The organism is Kitasatospora sp. NEAU-69, from assembly GCF_057158765.1.
In genome coordinates, this window is record NZ_JBWXUE010000010.1 from 57,439 (window position 1) to 79,234 (window position 21,796).

Here is a 21,796-nt window from a genome sequence, read left to right on the forward strand (position 1 = left end):
GTTCCGGATGTCCGGATGTCCGGATGTCCCTGGCATTCACCACTGGAGGCGCCTCATGCCCGAACGCCCCGAAACGCTGCTCGAAGCCCTCGGCGGGAGCGAAGCCCTGCGCCGGCTGAGCAACACCTTCTACGAAGACGTCCTGGTCGATCCGCTGCTCGCCCCGGTCTTCGCCCACTTCACCCCCACCCACATCGAGCACGTGGCCATCTGGCTCGCCGAGATCTTCGGCGGTCCCACCCGCTTCACCGACGAACTCGGCGGTCACCAGGCCCTGCTCCGCGCCCACCTGGGACTGTCGATCACCGAGGAGCAGCGCCTGCGCTGGATGGAACTGATGACCGGCGCCGTCGGGAGGGAACTGCCCGACGACGAGCTGTTGCGCCGCCGTGTCATCGAGTACTTCGAGTGGGGCACCCGGATCGCCCGCGACGTCTCCGCCGAGCCGGTGGGCGAGGACCTCGGCGACCCGGGGCCCACTCCCCGCTGGGGCTGGAACGGCCTGGTCAGAGCCGAGGACCGGCCCTGATCCGGAAACACGTGTGCTCCGCCCCGGGCCAGGCCGGGGGCGGAGCACACGTTTCGGTCGTCAGCTGTCGTCAGCTGTCGCTGGCTGTCGCTGGCTGTCGCTGGCTGTCGCTCAGCTGTCGCTCAGGTCAGCGACCGATCCGCTTCCAGTCGCGGACCACCACGTAGGCGAAGGCGAGCGTCGCCACGGAGTAGAGCGCCGCGTCGCCGTACTGCCCGGCGGCCGCCAGCGTCACGCTCTGGTAGCAGCCGTACAGGTCCAGCAGGGCGACCGTGCCGAGGGCGGCACGCTGGACGCGCGGGGATTTCAGCGGATTGCTCATTCGAACTTGTACCAGAGCCAGAGGATGCCCCACTGTACCCAGGACCAGAGCTGGTTGAGAAGCCATCTGGTCGGGCCCCACTTCATCATCCACTTGCCGGTGATGCCGCCGCCGAGCGCGCCCCAGAAGGCCGCACCGATGTAGGTCATCGGGTTGCCGCGGTTGCTGTCGGCGAAGAAGGCCGCGGAGAGAGCGCCGCCCACGGCGCCGCCGATGTATCCGCAGTAGGCGTCGAACCACTCCTCCTGGAAGAAGGTGGCGGCGCTGCCGCAGGTGCCGCCCACCAGGGAGCCGGCGGCCAGGCCGAACAGCTGCGACTTGTGCCGCTGGTACCAGTTGCAGGCCCACGACCACCAGCACTGGCCGTTGAGGTCGTAGCGGGTGATCGGGTTCTGCCCCGCGTAGTCGTAGGCGTTGGCGGGGCTGCCCGCGACCGGGTCGGTCTGCAGGAAGCGGCCCAGGGTCGGGTTGTACAGGCGCACGCCCATCTGGATGTCCCCGGTCGGGGTCTGCGCGGAGCGCTGGTCGCCGCCCAGCCAGCCGTAGCGGCCGGGGGTGGTGGCGGCGATCGGGTTGCCGTACTCGTCGGCGGCCTGGACGGTCACCGGCGTGTTGGCGTCGTTGGTCGGCAGGCTCATCGTGACGTCGCCGTGCAGGTCGGTGAGCTGCAGGACGACGTCGCCGTTGCCGGAGCTGTAGCTGGCTCCGAGCAGCCCGCCGAGATCGGTGATGTTGCGGGTGTACGCCTTGGTCGTGGTGTTCTCCACGATCCAGGCGGGCGAGTCGGTCGGGCCGTCGTAGTGGTTGAGCTGGGACGCGCTCTGGACCCAGTTCCCGGAGGAGCTGGTCTCCGTGGTGAAGCCGCGGACCCGGCCGGCCGGGTCGAGGCCCCAGGTGTCCCGGGTGTTGCCGTAGACCTGCTGGTAGGCGCGGTCGTTGGTGTAGTAGGAGGTGGTGGTGCCGTTCGGCTCGGCGGTGGTGCGGCCGAAGGCGTCGTAGCTGTAACCGGTGTCGACCAGGCGGTCGGCGGTGTCGTAGCTGTGGGTGGTGCTCTGGCCGCCGGAGCTCGGGCAGGTCGCGGCGTTGCCGCCGGTGGCGGTGGTGCCGGCGTTGGTGTTCAGGCTGGTCCGGTTGGAGTCCCGGTCGAAGCCGTAGCTGCGCACGGTGCAGGTCTGGTTCTGCCCCTGGATCACGGTCTCGGTGGTGGTCGCCAGCCGCTGGTCGGTGTCGTAGGCGTAGGCGTCGTTGATGCCCAGGCCGCCCGAGGTGGAGAGCTGACGGGCCGTCTCCAGGCCCTGGCCCGAGAAGCCGGCCTGGTCGGAGACCAGGATGTTGCCGGTGGAGTCGGTGTAGGTCCGCTGGGTGTTCTGGCCGGCCTCGTCGATCGTCTCGGCCATGGTGACCGAGCCGGGCAGGGACTCGGTGACCAGCCGGCCGTTGGCGTCGTAGGTCCCGCTGAACGTCCCGGCGTTGGAGTCGGTCTGGGAGGTGACCAGGCCGCGCGGGTCCTTGGTGGTGTCGTAGGTGTAGGTGATGGTGGACGGCGCCGAGTCGGTGGTCTGGGTCGGCCGGTCCAGCGCGTCGTACTGGGTCCGGGTGGTGTTGCCGTCGGGGTCGGCGTAGCTGATCTGCCGGCCGAGCGTGTCGTAGGTGGAGGTGAGGGTCGCCCCGTCCGGAGTGGAGGTGGTGGCCACCAGGCCGGTCGAGGGGTCGTAGCCGGTCGTGGTCGTCTGCACCGCCTGGCCGGCCCCGCCGGAGACCGCCACGGTCGACTTGCGGCCGGCGGCGTCGTACGTGGTCGTGGTGGTGCGGGTGCTGCCGTTGGCGGTCTCGGTCACCGTGGCCGGGGCGCCGTACAGGCTGTACGTCGTGGTGGTGGTGACCTTCTGCGACGGGTTGGACCCGCCGCCGGTGATCGCCGCGGCCGGCGCGGTCTGGCAGACCAGGTCGGCCCACTGCGGCTGGCCGCCGCACGGCGCCGAGCCGGTGGCCGTGTAGTAGGTGGTGGTGGTCGTGCCGGCGTCCGAGCCGTTGGAGGCGGCCTGGGAGGCCGAGGTGACCTGGCCGGCGGCGTTGTAGGCGGTCACCGAGGTGATCGCCAGACCGGCCGGGTCGGTCACGGTCTTGACCGGCTTGCCGAGCGTCCAGTTGTAGGCGGTCGTGCTGGTGCGGGTGTCGGCGTCGGCGGGGTAGCCGGTGATGCTGGTGCCGTCCACCGCGGTGGTGACCTCGTTGGACACGCTCGCCGAGCCGTCGGTGGGACGGTTCTCGTCGAAGGTGTTGTGGGTGTGCGCGCGGCCCACCACGGTGGCCCCGGCGGCGAGCGCGCCGGCCGTGCCGGAGGCGGCCACCGCGTGTTCGAGCGTCACCCGGTGCAGCGGACCGTAGGTGTCGGTCAGCCGCAGGCCGGTGGAGTCGTACACGTTCTGCGTGGACAGCAGGACGGCCCGCTGCGCGGTGCTGTCGGAGGCGATGCCGAGCGCCGTCAGCTCCTGGCTGCCGGAGAGCGCCAGTTCGCGGTTGGCGGCGGTCAGCTGGCGGACGATGTTGCCGTTGCCGTCCGACTCGGTGGTGGCGATGTGCCCGCCGGGGGTGGCGATGTTGGTCTCACGGCCGTTGACGTCCAGGTAGTGGACGGTCGCCCGGGTGTAGGAGCCGCTGGTCAGGTTGCCCGCGCCGGTGTTGGACGAGGGCACCTGGTCGGTGGGGAAGAGCGCGGTGGCGTCGGTGGGCACGTTGCTCTGCGCCCAGCCGGCCACGTCGGAGTTGCCCATGGCGTACGGGCCGCCGGAGCCGGTGGTCAGCGGGACGTCGTACACCACGCTGGTGGTCGCCGTGCCGTTGGTCTGGGTCGCCGAGCCGGGGGTGAGGGTGGCGCGGGAGACGTTCAGCAGGCGTCCGGCGTTGGTGTCACCGCTGGTGCCGGCCGTGCCGTAGGAGAAGTTCCACGGCTGCTGCCCGGGCGGGGTGAGGGAGGTGACCCGGCCGGCCGAGTCGTACGTGTAGGACGTCACCTGGGCCGGGCTGATCCGCGGGTCCCACTCCTGCCGCAGCAGGCCGGTGTTGTCGTAGGCGTACTGCGCGACCACCGTCGAGGTCTCGACACCCGTGGCGGGGTCGGTCAGCCAGAGCACGACCTGGTTGACCTGGCCGGTGAAGCTGCCGAAGGTGCCCGCCGTGGTGCCGGTGGCCGTGGTCGCGGAGGCGTAGTCGAGCTCCAGGACGCGGCAGCCGACGGCCGGGGTGGCCGGGGTGAGGCAGGAGGTCGCCAGGTTGGACACCGCGCTGGTGGGCGCCGCCAGGCGGGCCGGCCGGACCAGGGTGGTGCTGCCCGAGGTGACCGTGTCGAAGCGGTACTGGGTGCTGTTCCCGGTGCCGCTCGGGCTGGTCGACTGGACCGTCCAGACGCCCGCGCTGCTGCCCGAGTTGGCGAACACCGTCACGGTGCCGCTGGTGTCGGTCAGGGTGTACTGGTTCGCGGTGGCGTTGTAGCCGAGGGTGTACGCGGCCGCGCCGGGCTCGGGGGTCCAGGAGCCGTCGGCGTTCTCCGTGAAGAAGACCTGGCTGCCGTCGGCGAGCACCAGCTCCACCGAGGTGGTGGTGACCGGACGGATCTCGGTGTAACCGGCGGACGCGGTCGTGGCGATGCCGCCGACGCTCCACTGCGGACCGAACGGCGCGATCTGACCGCTTGGCGCACCGCCCGCGGGGTTGCGCGAGGAGGCGCTGCGGCTCAGTGCCAGGCCGAAGGCCGAAGCGTCGCTGGCCGAGAGCGCGAAGTCGCCCGAGGACAGGTTGACGTTGCCCGGGCCGACCTGTGCGGTGGCCGACAGCGAGGAGACCCGGTCGAGCGTGAGGGTGACCGACGAGGAGTCGTACACGTTCGAGGAGCTGTCGGTGAACTCACCGCGCACCTGCGCCGAACCGTCGTCGCCCAGCGTCGAGGCGACGTCCCAGACCAGCGAGGGCGAGGCGCCGCTGGTCAGGTTCACCGGCCAGGCCGACAGCGTGGTGCCGCCGTTGGTCACGTAGCCGACCGGGATGTCGGTCCAGGTGTCCGAACTGGCCCGCCGGTACTGGAACTTGACCGTCTGGGCGGTGCTCGGCCCGGATGCCGCGAGGGTGACCCGCTTGTCGGTGCGCTGACCGGTGGTCGGCGAGGTGACCGCGCCGCTGCCGGAGTCGAAGGCGTACGTGGCGGCCGCGGACAGGTTGCCCGCCAGGTCGCGGGTGTAGGCGGTGAGGGTGTGCGGGCCGTCGGCGGTGGGCGTGGCCGAGACGGTCACGGCCGAGCCGGTGGTCGCGGTGAAGGTCTGCGTGCTGTTGTCCAGCTGCCAGACGATTCCGGCCAGGTTGGCGCCACCCGAGGGCGGGGTGAGGGTGAAGGTGCCGGCCTGGCCCGCGCCCTTGGCCCAGCTCCCGCTCGGGTAGTCCGTCGAACCGACCGTCGGGGTGCCCGGGTTGTGCGCGAGCACGGTGAAGGTGAGACCGTTCGGCACGGTCTGCCGGGACCACAGCGTGCTGTCGTAGCCCCACGGCCAGGCGGTGTAGGTGTGGCCGTCCTGCAGCTTGCCGGCGGGCACGGTCGCGCTGGAGATGCCGCCGGAGGCGGTCCAGGAGCCGTTGAGGTTGGCGATGACCTGCGTGCCCGGTGAGCCGCTCGTGGTGTCGTAGACGTTCCACTGCGCCATCACGTTGCCGCCGTCGCCGTCGGTGACCGTGGCCTGCAGCTGCGGCGTGGTGCTGTTGCTGTAGAGCGTCGTCGTCGACCCCGAGACCGACGACACCCCCGGAGCGGTCGTGGGCGCGGAGACCATCGGGTACGACTTGTACGTCACCGACATGTACGGCACGTTGCTGGAGGCATTGGGCGAGTTGAACCGCTTCCAGCTGTTGGAGTCGGTCTCGCTGCTCGCCTTCAGGCCCACGTTCAGGTAGCTGTAGCCGTGGTCACCGGCGTACTGCAGGAACGACGACGGGTCGATCGAGACCCAGCCCGGGGCAATCGAGCCGCCGCAGGAGGACGGGTAGCCGGCGGTCGCGGTGCTGGTGGCGTACTTGGTGTTCCAGGTCGGCTGGTTGGTCCACACCGTGCCGGTGCCGGCCGGCTGGGTCTGCCACAGCTCCCACTGGTTCTGGACGCAGTTGGCGGACCAGTACTCCCACAGGTTCAGCGAGGCGGACTGGACCTTCGTGTTGTACAGCTTCGCGACCGGGAACTGCAGGAACGAGCGCGCCACGTCCCCACCGGCGTTGTACGTGCCCACCTTCAGGTCGGTGGAGGTGTACTGCGGCGTGCTGTAGCTGATCTGCGCGAAGGTGCTGAACACCGGGGACAGCGTGGTGGACGGGTCCACCGTGACCGGGTACTGCGTCGCCGGGTCGGACAGGAACGCCTGGTCCGGGGTGAGGGTCAGCAGCACGGTGTCGCCCTGCTGGGCGACGGACATCTTCACCGGTGCGCGGTGGGTGTGCTCCAGCGAGGTGGGGTCGACCTTGGCGTCCCACATCACCGGCGCCGGGATCGCGCCGGCCTGCTTGCCGGAGGCGTCCGTGAAGGCGACCGACCCGTCCGGGCTCTGCTTGGCGGTCAGGCCCTTGGCGGTGACCGGGATCGTCAGCCGGTAGCCGGCGGCGGGCTGTGACTTGAGGACCACGTTCTCCTCGAAGCCGGTGCGGGTCGCCTGCATCGTCACGTCCGCGCCCGGCGTGACGTCCTTGTAGGTGGCCGTGTCGCCCTGGAGCGACGGCGTCGGCAGGTCGCCCTGCCAGCCGATCGCCACCTGCTGACCGTTCGAGCCCTGCTCGGAGGCGAGCACCGGGTTGTGGCCGCTGCCGGTGAGCTTCAGGCCCTGCCCGTGCGCCTTGGGCGCCACGCTGCCGTCCGCCGTGGTCTGCAGCGTGGTGTCGATGTCGACCCACTGGCCGTTCCGCTGGAAGCGGACCGGCAGCGCGTAGGACTGGGTGGTGACGGTGCCGTCCGGGTTGGCGAAGACCTTCAGCTGCTCGGTGCCCATCCCGAGCACCTCGACCTTGGCCTTGCGCAGCCGCGCGGTCGCGACGGCCGACGGCAGATCGGGAGCACTGAGCGGCCCGGCCGGCGCCTTTGCCTGTGCCACGGGCGCAGGGGCCTTCGGCGGCGTGACGGCAACCGCCTGCCCGGAACCCAGCAGCAGAGCGGTTTCGGCAGCCATGACCAGCGCCACTGTGCCGGCTATCGCCCTGAATGCACTGCCGGCCGCGCTACGCGGCGAGGCCGGTGCTGACGGTGCTGACGCACGGCGCCAAATCCGTCTCATTCCTCGATTCACCGATGGTTCCTCCGTGAATGGCCGAGGCGTTGCTCGCCCCGACGATTCGGCACTTCTATCGCCTGTCACCGCGTGGGTCCAGTAGTGCCGATCATGGGTGCTGACCTGCAGGTACATCGGTGTTTTACTCGGATAACTGAGACAGTGTGAGTAAATTCCGGTCATCTCTTGGCTGTTGATCCGGGCGCACCGGACGTCGCGTCAGACGGCACATCCGATCCACTGGATCTCCACATCAATCCGCTGCGAAAACGTGATCAAGCGGCCGGGAAATCGGGATTTCCTCGGAAATGACAGGGAGTCAGCTGAATAAACGGTCTCGCTGCGAAACGATGTGTCAGCAAGGAACGGTGATTCCGTTTCCGGGTGTCTTGCGGACCGGTCCAGGTACGCCGCGTTCGGGGCCGGCGCTGTCACGCCGCTGTCCTGGTCGTGTCACAGCACGGGAACTGCCGGAACTGCCGGAACCGCCGGGGAGCGAACGGATGTCGGGACGGGTGGAGAAACTCTGGTCCGGAGGTAGGGAACTGATGCGAATTCACCAGCTCGTGACGGCGGTGGCGGCCGTTGCGACGGCCGGGGCCATGCTCACGGCGTGCGACCCCACGGGCTCGGCCGGTTCGGCCGGTTCGGCCGGTTCGGCCGGTTCCTCCGGGGCCGCCGCCGCAGTGCCGCCCTCCCACGTGACCACGGTCGCCCCCGTAGGTGCGGGCACCCCGACCGTGGCACCGCCGATCACCGGCGCTCCCACCGGCCGCAGCACCCACACCGGCAACCCGATAACCAGCACCGCCACCGCCACCGCCACCGCCACCGCTACCGCTACCGCCACCGCCACCACCAGCGCCCCACCCGGCAACCGCTGTCACAGTGCCGACCTCACCCTGTACGCCATCCTGGGCCCGCAGGAGCCCGAGCAGGGCACCGGCGACTTCTACATCGAACTCGTCAACACCTCCACCCGCACCTGCACCCTCTACGGCTACCCGGGCGTGGAACTGTTCGACCAGGCCACCGGCCGGCCGCTGGGCATGAAGAACGTGCGCAGCACCGAGAACGGCAAGCCGGTCGTCCAGACGCTCGCCCCGATGTCGAGCCCCGCCCCGGTGTTCCCGACCGTGAGCGCCGCCCACATCGCGTTCGACACCAAGTCGCCGGGCGCCACCGCCGGTTACCCGCGCGCGACCAAGGTCCAGGTGATCCCGCCGGACGAGACCCAGCCGCTGGTCGCGACCCTCAAGGACGTGGACAAGACCGTGGGCCTCAACGGCACGATCATGCTCACTTCCAGCACGCTCACCGTCGACCCCATGGACGGCGACGGCGTGCCGCACGGCTGCGGTGCGAGCTGCCAGTGACCGGCCAACCCTCGGGTGACGGGTTGGCACGGCCGCTCCCCGGGAGGCCGACGGCGGGGCCTTACAGCCAGCCCCGCTTGGCGGCTTTGATGCCGGCTTCGAAGCGGCTGGTGGCTTCCAGGCGGTTCATCAGGTCCTCCATGCGACGCCGGACCGTGCGCAGGGAGATGCCCAGCCGTTTCGCGGCGGCGGCGTCGGTCATCCCGGAGGCGATCATCTTGAGCAGTTCCTGCTCGGAGGTGGTGATCTTGCCAGGGTCCGGCTCGGCAGCGGGGTCGGCGGCCGCCAGATCGCCGGCGGCCTGCCAGTTCTGCTCGAAGAGCGCGATCAGGCTGGCCAGTACGCCGGGCTCCCGCAGAATCACGGCGCCACGGCTGGCGTCCTCGGGCTCGACGGGCACCACGGCGATCCGCCGGTCGATCAGGATCATGCGGGGCGGCACGACGGGTGCGGTGCGGATCTGCACGCCCAGTTCCCGCAGCCAGAGCGCATAGTTCAGGTTGAGCCGGTCCTTGCGCATGCTGTCCTGGTACAGGCTGCGCAGGATCAGCCCGCGGGAGGCGAGGTCCTGGTTGAGCTGGCGGGCCGCGGTCAGCGTCTCGGCGGGCAGCGGCCCGCCCGGCAGGACGTTCATGACCTCGGTGGCGGCGGCGGTCATCAGCTCCTCCAGCCGGGTCTGGATCGCGTCCAGGCCCAGCAGCCGCTCGATGCCCTGCTCCTGGGCGGGGGAGGGGGCCGCGTGCTGAGCCAGACGGTCCGCCACCGCCTGCCGGCCTGCCTCCAACCGTGCACGCCGTGCGTCGAGTTCGGTGGCCTGGCGCTCCAGCAGGATCGCCATCGCCCGTTGCTCGCTGACCGGCCGCAGCGCCCCGGTCCGCTCCCGGGAGGCGCGCAGGAGTGCCAGGTCACCCAGCACGTCCAGCCCGTTGCGCACCTGCTGCTCGGTCAGCAGCGTGGCCTCGGCGAGTTCCCGGACACCGACATCGGGAAAGGCGAGCAACGCCCGGTAGACCTTCTCCGCCGCAGGATCCAACCCCAGTGCTGACAGCACGTCCCCGACCCCCCGGTCAGCCCCTGATTCCCCCGTGAGATACCGCAGTGCCGATGATGTCAGACGAGCGGGCCGGCGGCCACAAGGTGTCAGGCCACTGGGTGCCACCCCCGCACGCTTCCGTGCGCCCCGCGCCGGCGGCCAGACTCTTCTCCAGCAGCCGGGACCACAGCTCAGCCAGCACACCGCCGAACGGGGATACCGCCATGTCTTCCTGCGCCCGCACCGCCGCGCTACGCACCGCCGCCGTCGTCCTCGCCCTGATCGGGGCGGCTTGCGGCGCGGCAGGCCCGGCAGCCGCGCAGACCCGGCCGGCGGCGACGGCCGTGATCACGCAGAACACCGACACGACCTCGGCCGCACCCCAGGGCTTGGCGTGCCCGGCGTGCTGGGGGTGACGGCATGGAGCTGGTCCTCATCCGGCTGACAGCCGGCGCGCAACCCTCCGGCACCGCGCCCGCCCCCGTGTCCCCGGAAGTCGTCGTGGACATCGTGTGGGCCAACGCCACCCCCGCGGACCGACTGGAGCACATCCGAGCCCGCCACGGCCCGGCCTCCACCGGCATCGAAGCCGGCATCGAGCTGGCCCTCTTCCACCGCGGCGGCTGCCCGAGTCCGCCCCAGACCTCGCTGCGCCTCATCGAGCGGGCGATCGCCACCTCCTCGCAGCTGACCCACTGGACGGCCGAACTGGTCACGTCCGCCGCACCCGTTGCCCTCGACACCTTGTTCGATCCCGCCGGCAACAACTGAACCCCGCGCGACCGGCTCCTTCACGGTCGGCGCAATGCCGCACGGGCGGTGGACCAGCCGGTCCGCCGCCCGTGCGGCATTTGCGCGCGGCCCGAGCGCCTGCCACTTCCTTTTGGGAAGTATGCGCCCTTGCAGGTAACCGCCGCCTCGGGGCTACGGTCGCAACCGCGACGGGACGAGCCCCGCGGATCAGGTCCCCGGGCCTCCGTCGCGCTATCCAACTGTTCGTTTCATGCAGGGAGATGACGCATGTCCACATCCACGATGCGCGCGGTGGTGCAGCACGGCTTCGGCGGCGCGGAGGTGCTGCGGGTGGCGCAGGTGGCCCGTCCGGTGCCGCTGCCGACCGAGGTCCTGGTGCGGGTGCACGCGGCCGGGATCAACCCGGTCGACTGGAAGACCCGCGGTGGTTCGGGCATGGCCGGGGTGCTGGGGGAGCCGCCGTTCACCCTGGGCTGGGACGTCTCCGGTGTCGTCGCGGAGGTCGGCTTCGGCGTGACCACCCTCAAGCCCGGTGACGAGGTCTACGGGATGCCGTGGTTCCCCCGCGCGGCCGGCGGCTACGCCGAGTACGTGACCGCGCCCGCCCGGCAGTTCGCCCGCAAGTCCGCGACCATCGACCACGAGCAGGCCGCCGCCGTGCCGTTGGCCGCCCTCACGGCCTGGCAGGCCCTGGTCGACACCGCCGACGTCCGCCCCGGCCAGCGCGTGCTGATCCACGCCGCCGCCGGTGGCGTCGGACACCTGGCCGTCCAGTTCGCCAAGCACCTGGGCGCCCACGTCATCGGCACCGCCCGCGGCGCTCGCCACGACTGGCTCACCGGGCTCGGCGCCGACGAGGTCGTCGACTACACCGCCGTCCGCTTCGAGGAAGCCGTCAAGGACATCGACGTGGTCATCGACCTGGTCGGCGACGGACACGAGAACACCAGCACCCGCTCGCTCGGCGTCCTGCGCCCCGGCGGTCTGCTCGTCGCCATCCCCGGCGCCGCACCCGAACTGGCCGAGGCGGCCCGCTCCCTGGGAGTGCGCTCGACGACCTTCCTGGTCGAGCCGGACGGCCTGGCGCTGACCCGGATCGCCGAACTCATCGACGCCGGCCGGGTGCGGGTGGAGGTCGAGGAGGTCTTCCCGCTGGAGCAGGCCGCCCAGGCCCACGCCCGGGTCGAGACCGGCCGCACCCGCGGCAAGCTCGTCCTGCGCGTCACCGCCTGAAGTACCCCCGGGAAAGGCTCACATCGCGCAAGGCGCGCACGCCACGCACGCCCACGCGTACCCACGCACGCACAGCTCAGAGAAGGCAGTCATGATCGACACACCCCTCATCAAGTCCACCTCCGCCGCCTCCGTCACCCTCGCCGCCGCCAACGCCCTGATCGACGCGGTGCGCAGCGCCGCGCAGGAGATCGGCTTCGAGGCCGCCGTCGCCGTCACCGACGCCGGTGGTCACCTCCGGGCCTTCCAGCGCACCGACGCCACGCCGTTCCTCGCCAGTGAGGTCGCGATCGACAAGGCCTGGACGTCGGCGGCCTTCGGCTACGCCACCCACACCTGGAACGACTACGTGGCAGACCCCAGGATCGCCCCCCTCGCCGGTCACCCCCGCCTGATGGCTGTCGGCGGTGGCTACCCGATCCTCGAGGACGGCAGGCTCATCGGCGGCCTCGGCATCTCCGGTGGCAGCGCCGAGCAGGACCAGCAGGCCGCCGAGACCGCCCTCACGGCACTCGGCTTCCAACTCCCCGCCTAGAGCCAGCCCGTCCGGCGGCTACTTCGACGCAGACGCCGAAGCCGACGCCTCCGTCCCCGGGCGGCTCGGCACACTCGCGACGGCGTCGATGTTCTCCTCGACCCAGGTCCGCAGCAGCCGCAGCGGTACGGCCGCGCTGAGGCCGAGATCCGTCAGGGCGTACTCCACATGCAGCGGCACCGCGGGGTAGACGGTGCGGTCCACGAGTCCCGCGTCCTCCAGGCGCCGTAGCGTCTGGGTGAGCACCTTGGGGCTGACACCCTGCAGGAGCCGTTGCAGGGCGCCGAAACGCAGCGGGCCTTCTTCCAGCGCTCCGATGGCCAGGGCCGACCACTTGTTCGCGAGCAGGTCCAGCATGGCCCGGCAGGGGCACTGGGCAGCGTAGACGTCGTGGTGGGTGTGCTGCCCGGTCAGGCAGTTGGTGGCCATCGACAAGCTCCTCAACAGGACACTTCCCGATGGGAAGTGAAATTCCGTTGATGATAACAACTGCTCCACACCGTCAGTTCGCGGGACTGCGGGCCGCTCACCGGTGGTAGGCGGCGGTGGCGAGCTGGACGAAGGAGCGGATCAGTGGATTCGTGTCGCCCTCGTTCCATGCCGCGACCAGCCGGCTCGGCGGCATGTCGGTCAGCGGCACCACGGCCAGCCCCGCCCCCGGCGCGTGGTCCAGGAGGGTCATGCCGACCGTGCCGTTCCACAGGACGGCCTGCCGGCATTCCTGGACGGCGCGCACCACCGGGCCCTCGCGGGGCTCCCCGCCGTGCCAGTACGCCTGCCAGATCGGGTCGGTGCCCTGCGGGAACCGGAACCAGCGGCGGTCGGCCAGGTCGGCGAGGCGCAGGCTGTCACGGCGGGCCAGCGGATCGTCCGCGCGCAGCAGGGCTCCCACCGGGTCGGCGCGCAAGGCGCGCACGGTCAGGCCGGTCTCGTCGAACGGCGCGTGGGTCAGGGCGATGTCGACCAGTCCGGCGTGCAGCCCGCAGGTGGGGTCGGTCAGGTCGGTCTCGCGGATCCGGACCTCGACGCCGGGGTGCCGGCGGCGGTAGGCGTCGGCGAGCCGGGTTGCGCCTGGGTCGGTGCTGTCGCCCAGGATGCCGACCGTGATCGTCGCGGTGCCCGCCGCCGCGGCCGTGCGCACGAGCACCCGGTCGGCGTGCTCGAGCAGCGCACGCGCCTCGTCCAGCAGCACCGCCCCGACCGGGGTGAGCGTCACGCCGGCGGAGGAGCGGTCGAACAGCGGGGCGCCGAGCTCGGTCTCCAGCTGCTTGATCGACCGGCTCAGCGGTGGCTGACTCATGTGCAGCCGGGCGGCGGCCCGGCCGAAGTGGAGTTCCTCGGCGACCGCCACGAAGTAGCGCAGCGTGCGTAGCTCCATGGCGCAACGATACCCGTGGGGTATCGGCCGCACAGAACAGGTCTTGGACGGCCGCCGCGCCCCGGCGGTGGAATCGAGGCATGAACGACGAACCGGAAACCACTGATCCGATGCCCGACCCCGCCGTCTCGGTGGTCGGTCCGCACGACGGCGAGACGATCGTGCTGGGCACCACCCGGCTGCGCATCCTCGAAGACGGCAGCAACACCGGGCACCGCCTCGGGCTCGCCGAGTCCGTCCTCGCGCCGCACACGCCCGGACCACCGCAGCACCGTCACGCCCAGCACGACGAGGGCTTCTACGTCATCTCCGGCACGGTGCGTTTCACGGTCGGCGAGCAGCACCACGACGCGACGGCCGGCACGCTGGTGATGGTCCCGCCCGGCGCTCCGCACACCTTCGCCAACCTGACCGACCAACCGGCCGTCATGCTCAGCACGTTCACACCCGATCTGTACGTGCAGTACTTCCGCGACCTGCAGGACATGATCGCCGGTGGTCAGGCGCTGACCCCGCAGGCGAGCATCCGGGCGATGAGCCGCTACGCCACCGAGCCCGCGACCGACTTCACCGCATCGTGAACGTCGCGTACTGGATCGTTGCCGGTCTGCTCGCCCTCTTCTACCTCTACGGGGGCGGGCTGAAGGTGGCCCGGAGCCGTGAACAGCTCCGGCCGATGATGGCCTGGGTGGACCACACCCCGATGCCGGCCGTCAGGGCCATCGGGGCCGTCGAACTGCTCGGCGCGATCGGGCTGCTGCTCCCGCCGCTGACCGGCATCGCGCCGTGGCTGGCCTTGGCCGCCGCCCTCGGATTCGTGGTCCTGCAGATCGCCGCGACCGGGGTTCACCTGCGGCTGGGCGACCGGCAGGTGGCCCTCAACGTCACGCTCGTGCTCGCCGCGGCCGTGACGGTCTGGTTGGCGACGGAGTGGATCTGACGTCCGCGTGAGGAGTCTGCTTCGGGGCGGGGCGGGGCCGTCTTGCCGATTCGGCAACGAATCTCGCCCTGCCCGCACGATGCTCGCGACGATCGTCAGTACGGGTCGCATCGGGCGGTATTGATGGGTTCGGGCTACGGGTTACGGGAGATCAAGATCCCAGGAGGATCCATGTCACAGCAGGTCACAGGTATCACCCACCGTTTGGTGCGCTCGCCCGCCGGCCGGATCCACCTGGTGGAGCAGGGCAGTGGACCGCTGGTCCTGCTCGTGCACGGGTTCCCGGAGTCCTGGTACTCCTGGCGCCGCCAGCTGCCGGCACTGGCCGCAGCCGGGTATCGCGCGGTCGCCATCGATGTTCGTGGGTACGGGCGCTCCTCCAGGCCCGGGGATGCGACCGGGTACCGGATGCTCGACCTGATCGAGGACAACGCGGCGGTCGTGCGCGCCCTGGGCGAGGAGTCCGCGGTGGTCGTCGGCCACGACTGGGGCTCGGTCATCGCCGCCAACTCCGCCCTGGTCCGGCCGGACGTCTTCCGCGCGGTGGGACTGCTGAGCGTCCCCTACAACCCGCGTGGCGGACCGAGGCCCAGCGAGATCTTCGCGCGGATGGGCGGGGAGGAGGAGATCTACGTCTCCTACTTCCAGGACCCGGGCCGGGCCGAAGCCGAGATCGAACCGGACGTGCGCGGCTGGCTCGCGGGCTTCTACGCCGCCTTCTCCGCCGGCACCATGCCCGCAGCGGGTGCGCCGGATCCGCACTTCGTCGGCCGGGGCGGGTCACTGCGTGACCGGTTTCCCACGGCACGGCCCGACTGGCTCACCGACCACGACCTCGACGTCTACGCCGGTGAGTTCGAGCGCACCGGCCTGACCGGGGCACTCAACCGTTACCGGAACATGGACCGCGACTGGGAGGACCTCGCCGCCTTCGACGGCGCCCCCATCGCCCAGCCCTCCCTGTTCATCGGGGGAGCTCTGGACGCCTCCACCACCTGGCTGGCCGACGCGATCGCGGCCTACCCCGCGACCCTGCCCGGCCTGCTCTCCTGCCACATCCTCGACGGCTGCGGGCACTGGATCCAGCAGGAACGCCCCACCGAGGTCAACCGGCTCCTGATCGACTGGCTCGGATCCCTGCCCTCCTGATCAGCGCAGAGAGCGTCAGCTGCCCGGGTGGGAGGCCGCCCAGCCGTGTTCGAGCAGGGCGAAGGCCTCGTCGGCGGCTCGGCGCGGGTCGGCGTGCCGCAGGATGAGGCCGCGGGCCTCCAGCGCGAACCGGGCCAGGGCGGCGCAGCCGACGTCGCCGTCGGGCGCGCCGACAGCTTCGGCGATGGCCCGCGCCAGGGCCGCCTCGTGGCGCGTCCACATGCGGTGGGCGTAGTCGCGCAGCGCGGGGGTCTCCTGCACCATGCGCGTGAAGTCGGCGAACCGCGGGTCCGTGGCATGGACGGCGAACCGGGTCTGCGTCAGCAGGATGTGCTCGCGCAAGGCCTGCGGGATCGACTGGCCCGGGACGCGCTCGCGCACGGCGGCGACGAGTGCTGCTTCGAGGTCGTCCTCCTGGTCGAAGACCAGGGCTTCCTTGCCGGAGAAGTGCTTGAACAGGGTGGTCACCGAGACGTCGGCGGAGTCGGCGACGTCCTTGACGCCGACCTGGTCGTAGCCGCGCTCGAGGAAGAGCTCGAGCGCGGCGTCGGCCAGGGACTGGCGGGTCTGGGCCTTTTTGCGCTCGCGGCGCCCGGTCGGTTCGGTCACTCGCCCACCATAGCCTGAGGTGCATCGGATTCGAAAGTGTAGTCATTGCACTTATTTAGCGAGTGTGCTTTCGTGGTGACGCCGGACAGCGGACGCTGGCCGCCGGCTCCTCACCCACCTCCCGAAGGGCACTCCCATGAACTCTGCTCGTGATCCCCGCATCGCGATCGTCGGCGCCGGCCTCGGCGGCCTCACCTGCGCCCGGGTCCTGCAGCAACACGGCCGCTCCGTCACCGTCTTCGAACGCGAGGCCTCCGCCGACGCCCGCCCGCAGGGCGGCACCCTCGACATGCATCCCGACACCGGACAGGCCGCGCTGCGTTCGGCGGGGCTCCTGGACCGATTCCACGCCCTCGCCCGCCCCGAAGGAGACGAGTGGCGCGTGCTCGACTTCGCCACCGCCGCCCTCCTGGCGCAGCACGGGCCGTCCGCCACCGGCGGCCGGCCTGAGATCGACCGGGGCCAACTGCGCGGCCTGCTGCTGGACTCGCTCGCCGAGGGCACGGTGCGGTGGAACCGCGCGGTCACCGGGGTCACCCCACTGCCGGACGGCACCTGCCGGCTGCTCTTCGGCGACGGCACCGCCGAGGACTTCGACCTGGTGGTCGGCGCCGACGGCGCCTGGTCACGCGTCCGTCCGGCCCTGTCGCCCGCCGCACCGGGCTACACCGGCGTCTCCTTCGTCGAGACCGGATTCGACCAGTGCGACACCCGCCATCCCGAGCTCGCGCGGCTGGTCGGCAACGGATCGCTGCTGGTGAAGGACGCCGGCAGGTCCCTGGTCGCCCAGCGCAACAGCAACGGCCACATCCGCGCATACCTCGCGCTCCGCGCACCGGAGGACTGGCACGTGGCCGCCGGCATCGACCTCGCCGACCAGCAGGCCGTGCGGACGCACCTGCTGAGGACGTTCGCCGGTTGGGACGAGAGCCTGCGCTACGTCGTGAGCAACGGCGACACCGGCTTCGTCAACCGCTCCCTCTTCGTCCTGCCCACCCCGCACACCTGGGAGCACGTTCCCGGCGTCACACTGCTCGGCGATGCCGCACACCTGATGCCCCCGGTCGGGCTCGGCGCCAACCTCGCCATGCTCGACGGCTCCGACCTCGCCCACGCCCTCGTCACCGAAGCCGGCGTCGACGCCGCCGTCCGCGCCTACGAGAGCATCATGCTGCCGCGCTCGATCGAGGCCGCGACGGGCAGCGCACAGGGACTCGACCACCTCGTCCCCGCGACGGCGTCCTGATCCGGCCTCAAAATCAGGTCATGACGCGTGGATCCGATCACTATGGTGTGAGGCCAGACGAGTTCGAGCCCGCAGCACGATGTCTGTCACGGAGTTGCCATGCCCCTCCAGATGAAGCTGACCGCGATAACACTCGACTGCGCCGATCCCGAGGCGCTGGCCGCGTTCTATCGGCAAGCCACCGGCTTCGAGCTTCACCCGAAGTCCGACGGTGACTTCGCCGGCCTCACCCGCGAGGACGGGCTCTTCATCGGCTTCCAGCGGGTTGACGACTACCGGCCCCCACACTGGCCGCACCAGAGCGCGGCGCAGCAAATGCACCTCGACTTCGCGGTCGACGACCTCGACGAGGCCGAGGCTCTGCTGCTGGAGCTGGGCGCGGTCAAGCCGGAGTACCAACCGGGCGGCGACAGGTGGCGGGTTCTCGCCGACCCGGCCGGGCATCCCTTCTGCCTGACCAGGAGTCGTGCCGTGCCGTAGCCCACGCTCAAGGACGTGGCGCAGGCACGGCTCGGTCACATGTCCAGGACCACGTCGGCCGGGGGTGTCGAACAGCAGATGAGCGCGCTTCCTCCGGCGGGAGGCTCCAGGGGCTGTGGGGCGTACTCGACGTGGCCGGAGAGAAGCGCGGTCTCGCAGGTGTGACAGATTCCGGTGCGGCAGGACCAGCGCACGGGTACGTCGCAGGCCTCGGCGAGCTCGAGCAGCGTTCCGTAGTCAGGGTGCCAGGGGACGACCAGCCCGCTGCGTGCGAAGGCTACGGATACGGCGACGGAGGGGTCCGGGCGGGCGTCGGGAGGAGCGGCCGGCTGGTGCGGTGCCCGGGCGGATCCGGTCACCACGCCGGGGGTGATGGCGGAGGTGGCCCCGAAGACCTCGGTGTGGATCCGGGAGGGCGGCAGGCCGCAGGCCTCCAGGGCTCCGGTCATGTCCCGCATGAAGGCGTTCGGCCCGCAGATGTAGGCGTCTGCGTCCGGAGGCGGGGCCAGACTGCGGATCCGCTCGGGACTGAGACGCCCACTGACCGTGTAGTCGGTGCCCGGGCGGTCGGCGCCGGACGGATGGCTGTAGGCGACGAACGACCGGCCTGCGGGCAACTGGGAGAGCAGTGCGCGCACTTCGTCGGCGAACGGGTGGTTCTCGCCGTCCCGGGCCGCGTGCAGCCACCACACCACGCGCTGCGAGCCCTGCGCGGCCAGAGCGTGCAGCATGGCCAGGACCGGGGTGGCACCGACACCGGCGGACAGCAGCAGGACCGGCGTGTCCGCGTCCGCGAGCAGGAACGTGCCGCGCGGAGCAGCGACGTCGAGAACGTCACCCGCCTTCACGCGCTGACGCAGGTAGACGCTGGCGAGGCCGTGTGGCTCCTGCTTGACGCTGATGCGGTACGTTTCGGCGCCCGGTCGGCCGGAGAGCGAGTAGCTGCGGATGACCGGGGAGGTCTGTGGGTCCGGCTGCAGGCGGACGGTGAGGAACTGCCCCGGCAGCGCGGCCGGGAGCGGCTCACCGTCGGCTGCCGCCAGAGTGAGCGAGAAGATGCTCGCGCTCTCCGGCTCGACGCGGGCGACTTCGAGCCGGCGGAACCCGGGCCAGGCCGGCGGCGGGCTGCTGGTGGTCAGCCCGCGGTTTCCGCCGGTGGCGCCGGAGTCGCGATCCGCGTCGTCGAGCAGTGCTTGCAGCGACGTCTTCCAGCCGGGGCTCAACGCGGGGATGCGCAGGGCCCGTTCGAGCTGCGGCCGGGCGTGGCCGGGCAGGTAGAGCAGAGCGTCGATCTCCGCGACGGTCATCTCCTCGGGGCCCGAGGCGATCTTCACGATCTCGTCCCCGGCCCGCACCAGCCCCTCGGACAGCACCCGCATGTAGAAGCCCGGGCGGTGATGGGACACCAGCAGGGCGGCCATCTGCGGCTCGCCGAGCCGCAACCCCACGCGGTAGCAGGTCACCCGGGGTTGGGTGACCTCGAAGACCGCACCGCCGATCCCGTAGCGGTCGCCGATGCACACCTCGTCGTCGGCGAGTCCGTCCACGGTGAGGTTCTCGCCGAACTGGCCGTACGTGAAGTCGTCCCGCTTCAGATGCTCCTGCCAGTGGCGATAGGAGCTCAACTGGTAGACCAGCACGGCACGCTGCTCGCCGCCGTGCCCGGCGAGGTCGCCCTGCCCGTCGCCGTCCAGGTCGAGCCGGCGCGCCATCACGGGCCCGGCGACGGGGTGCTTCCAGATGCCGGTGTGGGTGGTCCTGCCGCGCCAGGGGACGTCCTTGGGCATGCCGACGTTCACGGCGATCAGAGCGGCCATGAGCGGTACTCCTCCCGCGCTCGACAGGCCGGTGCCTCCAGCGTCGTACGGCCGGTGGCCGACCGCACCCCGTACGGCTCCGGGCGGCGCCGGGCTGCGGTGACACGTAGAGTGGGAGCCGGTGGGCGCCGTCGCCGCGCGCGGCGACCCGAGCCGGGCCCGGTACCGGTGCGCAGCTCGTCGAGCGGGCGCTTGGGGCTTCCGGTGGGGCCTTCTGAGAACGGGGATCGGGAGTGTGATCGACCCATGCGCACTCGCAAGCAGCTGACTCCGCTCGGCGCCGTCGGTGCGGGGCTGGCGGCAGGAGCGATCGGCACCGTCTGCATGGACACCGTGCGGTTCCTGCGCCAGCGCCGGGACGGTGGCGAACGCAACGCCCTGCACTGGGAGTTCGCCCCGGTCCGCAGTTGGCAGGAGGCGCCGGATCCAGGGCAGGTCGGCAAGCGCCTGGTCGAGGCCTTCACCCGGCGCGAGCTGCCGGACAGCGCGGCGTTCCCCGTCAGCACGTTCATGCACTGGGCCTATGGAGTGGGCAACGCGGCCTGCTACGGCATCGTCAGTGCCTCGCTGCGCAAACCCCACGTCCTGTACGGGCTCCCGTACGGTGCGCTCGTGTGGCTCAGTGGATACGTGGTGCTTCCGATCGCGGGACTCTACGAACCCATCTGGACGTACGACGCCAAGACGCTGGGTGATGATCTCACCGCCCACCTCGCCTACGGCATCGGCACGAGCAGCGCTTTCTGGTTGCTGAGCAGGGGGCGGTGGGGGTGCGTCCGCCCAGGTGAACTCCCGGGCGGCCGCCGTCGTTGAACGGGGTGCTGCTCAGAGGCCGAAGCGGCTGCGCTGGGCCTCGGGCACCAGGTCTACGTACTCCGGGTGCTTGGTCAGCCAGCCCCTGATGAAGGGGCAGTAGGGGAGCACGTCCGCGCCCTGCTCCCGGGCGGCGTCGAGCGCGGCGCGGGCCAGGACCCCGGCGAGGCCGCGGCCCGCGAAGGCGGGGTCGATCTCGGTGTGGATGAAGGCGATCTCGTTCTCGTGCCGGAAGTACTCGGCGAAGCCGGCGAGTTCACCGTCGTCCGTGATCTCGAACCGGGAGCGGTCGGGGTTGTCCGTCACGGTGGTCGTCATCGTTCCTCCTGGTGCTGGGCGGCGGGCGGTCGGCCTGCTGCCCAGTTAGTTTATCATTCAACGATCTTCGGCTCAAGAGAGCGAACTCTAGCCGATCAGGATCGTCGAATTGCAGACTTCTGCAATTCTCAAAACCGTGTGCTCTGCGGCGTCCTACGGTCGGGGCATGGCAGAGACAGAGATCGCATTGAAGGAAGCCATGATGATCGAGGGTGCCCTGGGTGTGGCACTCGTCGACTACGGAAGCGGCATGGCGTTGGGCACCCTCGGCGGCGGGCGCGACTTCGACCTCATGGTCGCGGCGGCCGGCAACACCGACCTGGTGCGGGCGAAGCTGCGCACCATGGAGATGCTCGGCCTGACCGGCGGCATCGAGGACATCCTGGTGACGCTGACCAACCAGTACCACCTGATCCGGCTGCTGAACTCGCGCAGTGGCCAGGGGCTGTTCCTCTACCTCGTCCTGGACCGGAGCCGGGCGAACCTGGCGATGGCCAGGCACCGGCTGAAGCAGGTCGAGAGCACGCTGGAGCTCTGATGCAACAGCCGCTCTACCAGGTCAAGGCGGAGTTCTTCCGGATGCTGGGCCACCCGGTGCGGATCAGGGTGCTGGAGCTCCTCCAGGGCGGCCCGCTCCCGGTGCGCGATCTGCTGGCCGACCTCCGGATCGAGCCGTCCAGCCTCTCCCAGCAACTCGCGGTGCTCAAACGCTCGGGCCTCGTGATCGCCACCCGGGAGCGGGGCGTGGTGCTGTACGCGCTGGCCGGTGCGGACGTCTCCGAGCTGCTCAAGTCGGCCCGCCGGATCCTGACCGTCCTGCTCACCGACCGCGAGGCAGTCCTGGAGCAACTACGCAGGGCGGAACAGGAGTCGGAGGCGGTGGCGGCCTCGCCGGACAGCGAACCCGCCGGACAGTGAACCCGCCGGACAGTGAACCCGCCGGACAGTGAAGCCGTGGGGGCCGGCCGCGCG

Annotated in this window: 22 protein-coding genes; 14 read left to right on the forward strand and 8 right to left on the reverse strand. The window is 70.9% G+C overall.

What is annotated here, in order from left to right:
- Positions 1–55 precede the first annotated feature (55 nt).
- Positions 56–529 carry a group II truncated hemoglobin gene (locus tag AC060L_RS13760; protein ID WP_483798985.1) on the forward strand — a complete coding sequence of 158 codons (474 nt, stop codon included), beginning with the start codon at positions 56–58 and terminating at the stop codon, positions 527–529.
- A 127-nt stretch (positions 530–656) separates the two neighbouring features.
- Here the strand turns inward: AC060L_RS13760 and AC060L_RS13765 are convergent, their stop codons facing one another.
- Together AC060L_RS13765 and AC060L_RS13770 are read right to left on the reverse strand one after the other, a co-directional pair.
- The gene (locus AC060L_RS13765) at positions 657–851 is read right to left on the reverse strand and encodes a hypothetical protein (RefSeq protein ID WP_483798986.1); all 195 of its coding nucleotides are present in this window, start codon (positions 849–851) and stop codon (positions 657–659) included.
- Entirely contained in the window at positions 848–6,970 is a 6,123-nt protein-coding gene (locus AC060L_RS13770; protein ID WP_483798987.1) for an RHS repeat-associated core domain-containing protein, read from the reverse strand. Before AC060L_RS13770 ends, AC060L_RS13765 begins: the two co-directional genes overlap by 4 nt.
- A gap of 722 nt (positions 6,971–7,692) precedes the next feature.
- Between AC060L_RS13770 and AC060L_RS13775 the strand changes: the two genes are divergently transcribed.
- Positions 7,693–8,520, forward strand: coding sequence for a DUF4232 domain-containing protein (locus AC060L_RS13775; RefSeq protein ID WP_483798988.1), 828 nt, complete (start codon positions 7,693–7,695; stop codon positions 8,518–8,520).
- A gap of 61 nt (positions 8,521–8,581) precedes the next feature.
- Here the strand turns inward: AC060L_RS13775 and AC060L_RS13780 are convergent, their stop codons facing one another.
- Positions 8,582–9,571: a helix-turn-helix transcriptional regulator gene (locus AC060L_RS13780; protein WP_483798989.1), complete on the reverse strand. Its 990-nt coding sequence runs from the start codon at positions 9,569–9,571 to the stop codon at positions 8,582–8,584.
- 206 nt (positions 9,572–9,777) lie between these two features.
- Here AC060L_RS13780 and AC060L_RS13785 point away from each other — a divergent pair, with 206 nt between their 5' ends.
- The 4 genes from AC060L_RS13785 to AC060L_RS13800 all read left to right on the forward strand — a co-directional run bounded on the left by AC060L_RS13785 (position 9,778) and on the right by AC060L_RS13800 (position 12,074).
- Complete coding sequence (locus AC060L_RS13785) at positions 9,778–9,969, forward strand: hypothetical protein (RefSeq protein WP_483798990.1); 192 nt, start codon at positions 9,778–9,780, stop codon at positions 9,967–9,969.
- 4 nt (positions 9,970–9,973) lie between these two features.
- Positions 9,974–10,324, forward strand: coding sequence for a hypothetical protein (locus AC060L_RS13790; protein ID WP_483798991.1), 351 nt, complete (start codon positions 9,974–9,976; stop codon positions 10,322–10,324).
- Between the two features lie 249 nt (positions 10,325–10,573).
- Positions 10,574–11,539 carry an NADP-dependent oxidoreductase gene (locus tag AC060L_RS13795; RefSeq protein WP_483798992.1) on the forward strand — a complete coding sequence of 322 codons (966 nt, stop codon included), beginning with the start codon at positions 10,574–10,576 and terminating at the stop codon, positions 11,537–11,539.
- A gap of 91 nt (positions 11,540–11,630) precedes the next feature.
- Positions 11,631–12,074 (forward strand): GlcG/HbpS family heme-binding protein, encoded by a 444-nt coding sequence (locus tag AC060L_RS13800; RefSeq protein WP_483798993.1) that lies wholly within the window; start codon positions 11,631–11,633, stop codon positions 12,072–12,074.
- Between the two features lie 18 nt (positions 12,075–12,092).
- On the opposite strand, the gene AC060L_RS13805 is transcribed toward AC060L_RS13800, so the two are convergent.
- Together AC060L_RS13805 and AC060L_RS13810 are read right to left on the reverse strand one after the other, a co-directional pair.
- Positions 12,093–12,503 (reverse strand): winged helix-turn-helix transcriptional regulator, encoded by a 411-nt coding sequence (locus AC060L_RS13805; RefSeq protein WP_483798994.1) that lies wholly within the window; start codon positions 12,501–12,503, stop codon positions 12,093–12,095.
- A gap of 97 nt (positions 12,504–12,600) precedes the next feature.
- Positions 12,601–13,452 carry a LysR family transcriptional regulator gene (locus AC060L_RS13810; RefSeq protein ID WP_483798995.1) on the reverse strand — a complete coding sequence of 284 codons (852 nt, stop codon included), beginning with the start codon at positions 13,450–13,452 and terminating at the stop codon, positions 12,601–12,603.
- 80 nt (positions 13,453–13,532) lie between these two features.
- Here AC060L_RS13810 and AC060L_RS13815 point away from each other — a divergent pair, with 80 nt between their 5' ends.
- From AC060L_RS13815 to AC060L_RS13825, 3 genes are all read left to right on the forward strand, one after another.
- On the forward strand, positions 13,533–14,033 hold the full coding sequence (locus AC060L_RS13815) for a cupin domain-containing protein (protein WP_483798996.1): 501 nt from the start codon (positions 13,533–13,535) through the stop codon (positions 14,031–14,033).
- Complete coding sequence (locus AC060L_RS13820; RefSeq protein ID WP_483798997.1) at positions 14,030–14,392, forward strand: DoxX family protein; 363 nt, start codon at positions 14,030–14,032, stop codon at positions 14,390–14,392. Before AC060L_RS13815 ends, AC060L_RS13820 begins: the two co-directional genes overlap by 4 nt.
- A 171-nt stretch (positions 14,393–14,563) precedes the next feature.
- Positions 14,564–15,541, forward strand: coding sequence for an alpha/beta fold hydrolase (locus tag AC060L_RS13825; RefSeq protein WP_483798998.1), 978 nt, complete (start codon positions 14,564–14,566; stop codon positions 15,539–15,541).
- A 15-nt stretch (positions 15,542–15,556) separates the two neighbouring features.
- On the opposite strand, the gene AC060L_RS13830 is transcribed toward AC060L_RS13825, so the two are convergent.
- A complete protein-coding gene (locus AC060L_RS13830; RefSeq protein WP_483798999.1) occupies positions 15,557–16,150 on the reverse strand; it encodes a TetR/AcrR family transcriptional regulator in 594 nt (197 codons plus the stop codon).
- 136 nt (positions 16,151–16,286) lie between these two features.
- Between AC060L_RS13830 and AC060L_RS13835 the strand changes: the two genes are divergently transcribed.
- Complete coding sequence (locus AC060L_RS13835; protein ID WP_483799000.1) at positions 16,287–17,396, forward strand: FAD-dependent oxidoreductase; 1,110 nt, start codon at positions 16,287–16,289, stop codon at positions 17,394–17,396.
- Between the two features lie 99 nt (positions 17,397–17,495).
- Entirely contained in the window at positions 17,496–17,876 is a 381-nt protein-coding gene (locus AC060L_RS13840; protein WP_483799001.1) for a VOC family protein, read from the forward strand.
- Between the two features lie 35 nt (positions 17,877–17,911).
- Here AC060L_RS13840 and AC060L_RS13845 read toward each other — a convergent pair whose 3' ends face one another.
- On the reverse strand, positions 17,912–19,693 hold the full coding sequence (locus AC060L_RS13845) for an MOSC domain-containing protein (RefSeq protein ID WP_483799002.1): 1,782 nt from the start codon (positions 19,691–19,693) through the stop codon (positions 17,912–17,914).
- A 246-nt stretch (positions 19,694–19,939) separates the two neighbouring features.
- Here AC060L_RS13845 and AC060L_RS13850 point away from each other — a divergent pair, with 246 nt between their 5' ends.
- Positions 19,940–20,506, forward strand: coding sequence for a hypothetical protein (locus AC060L_RS13850; protein WP_483799003.1), 567 nt, complete (start codon positions 19,940–19,942; stop codon positions 20,504–20,506).
- A gap of 12 nt (positions 20,507–20,518) precedes the next feature.
- Here AC060L_RS13850 and AC060L_RS13855 read toward each other — a convergent pair whose 3' ends face one another.
- On the reverse strand, positions 20,519–20,824 hold the full coding sequence (locus AC060L_RS13855; RefSeq protein WP_483799004.1) for a GNAT family N-acetyltransferase: 306 nt from the start codon (positions 20,822–20,824) through the stop codon (positions 20,519–20,521).
- Between the two features lie 166 nt (positions 20,825–20,990).
- On the opposite strand from AC060L_RS13855, the gene AC060L_RS13860 reads away from it, so the two are divergent.
- Positions 20,991–21,362 (forward strand): hypothetical protein, encoded by a 372-nt coding sequence (locus AC060L_RS13860; RefSeq protein ID WP_483799005.1) that lies wholly within the window; start codon positions 20,991–20,993, stop codon positions 21,360–21,362.
- Entirely contained in the window at positions 21,362–21,742 is a 381-nt protein-coding gene (locus tag AC060L_RS13865) for an ArsR/SmtB family transcription factor (RefSeq protein WP_483799006.1), read from the forward strand. The genes AC060L_RS13860 and AC060L_RS13865 overlap by 1 nt, the downstream gene beginning before the upstream one ends.
- The last annotated feature ends 54 nt before the right edge of the window (positions 21,743–21,796 follow it).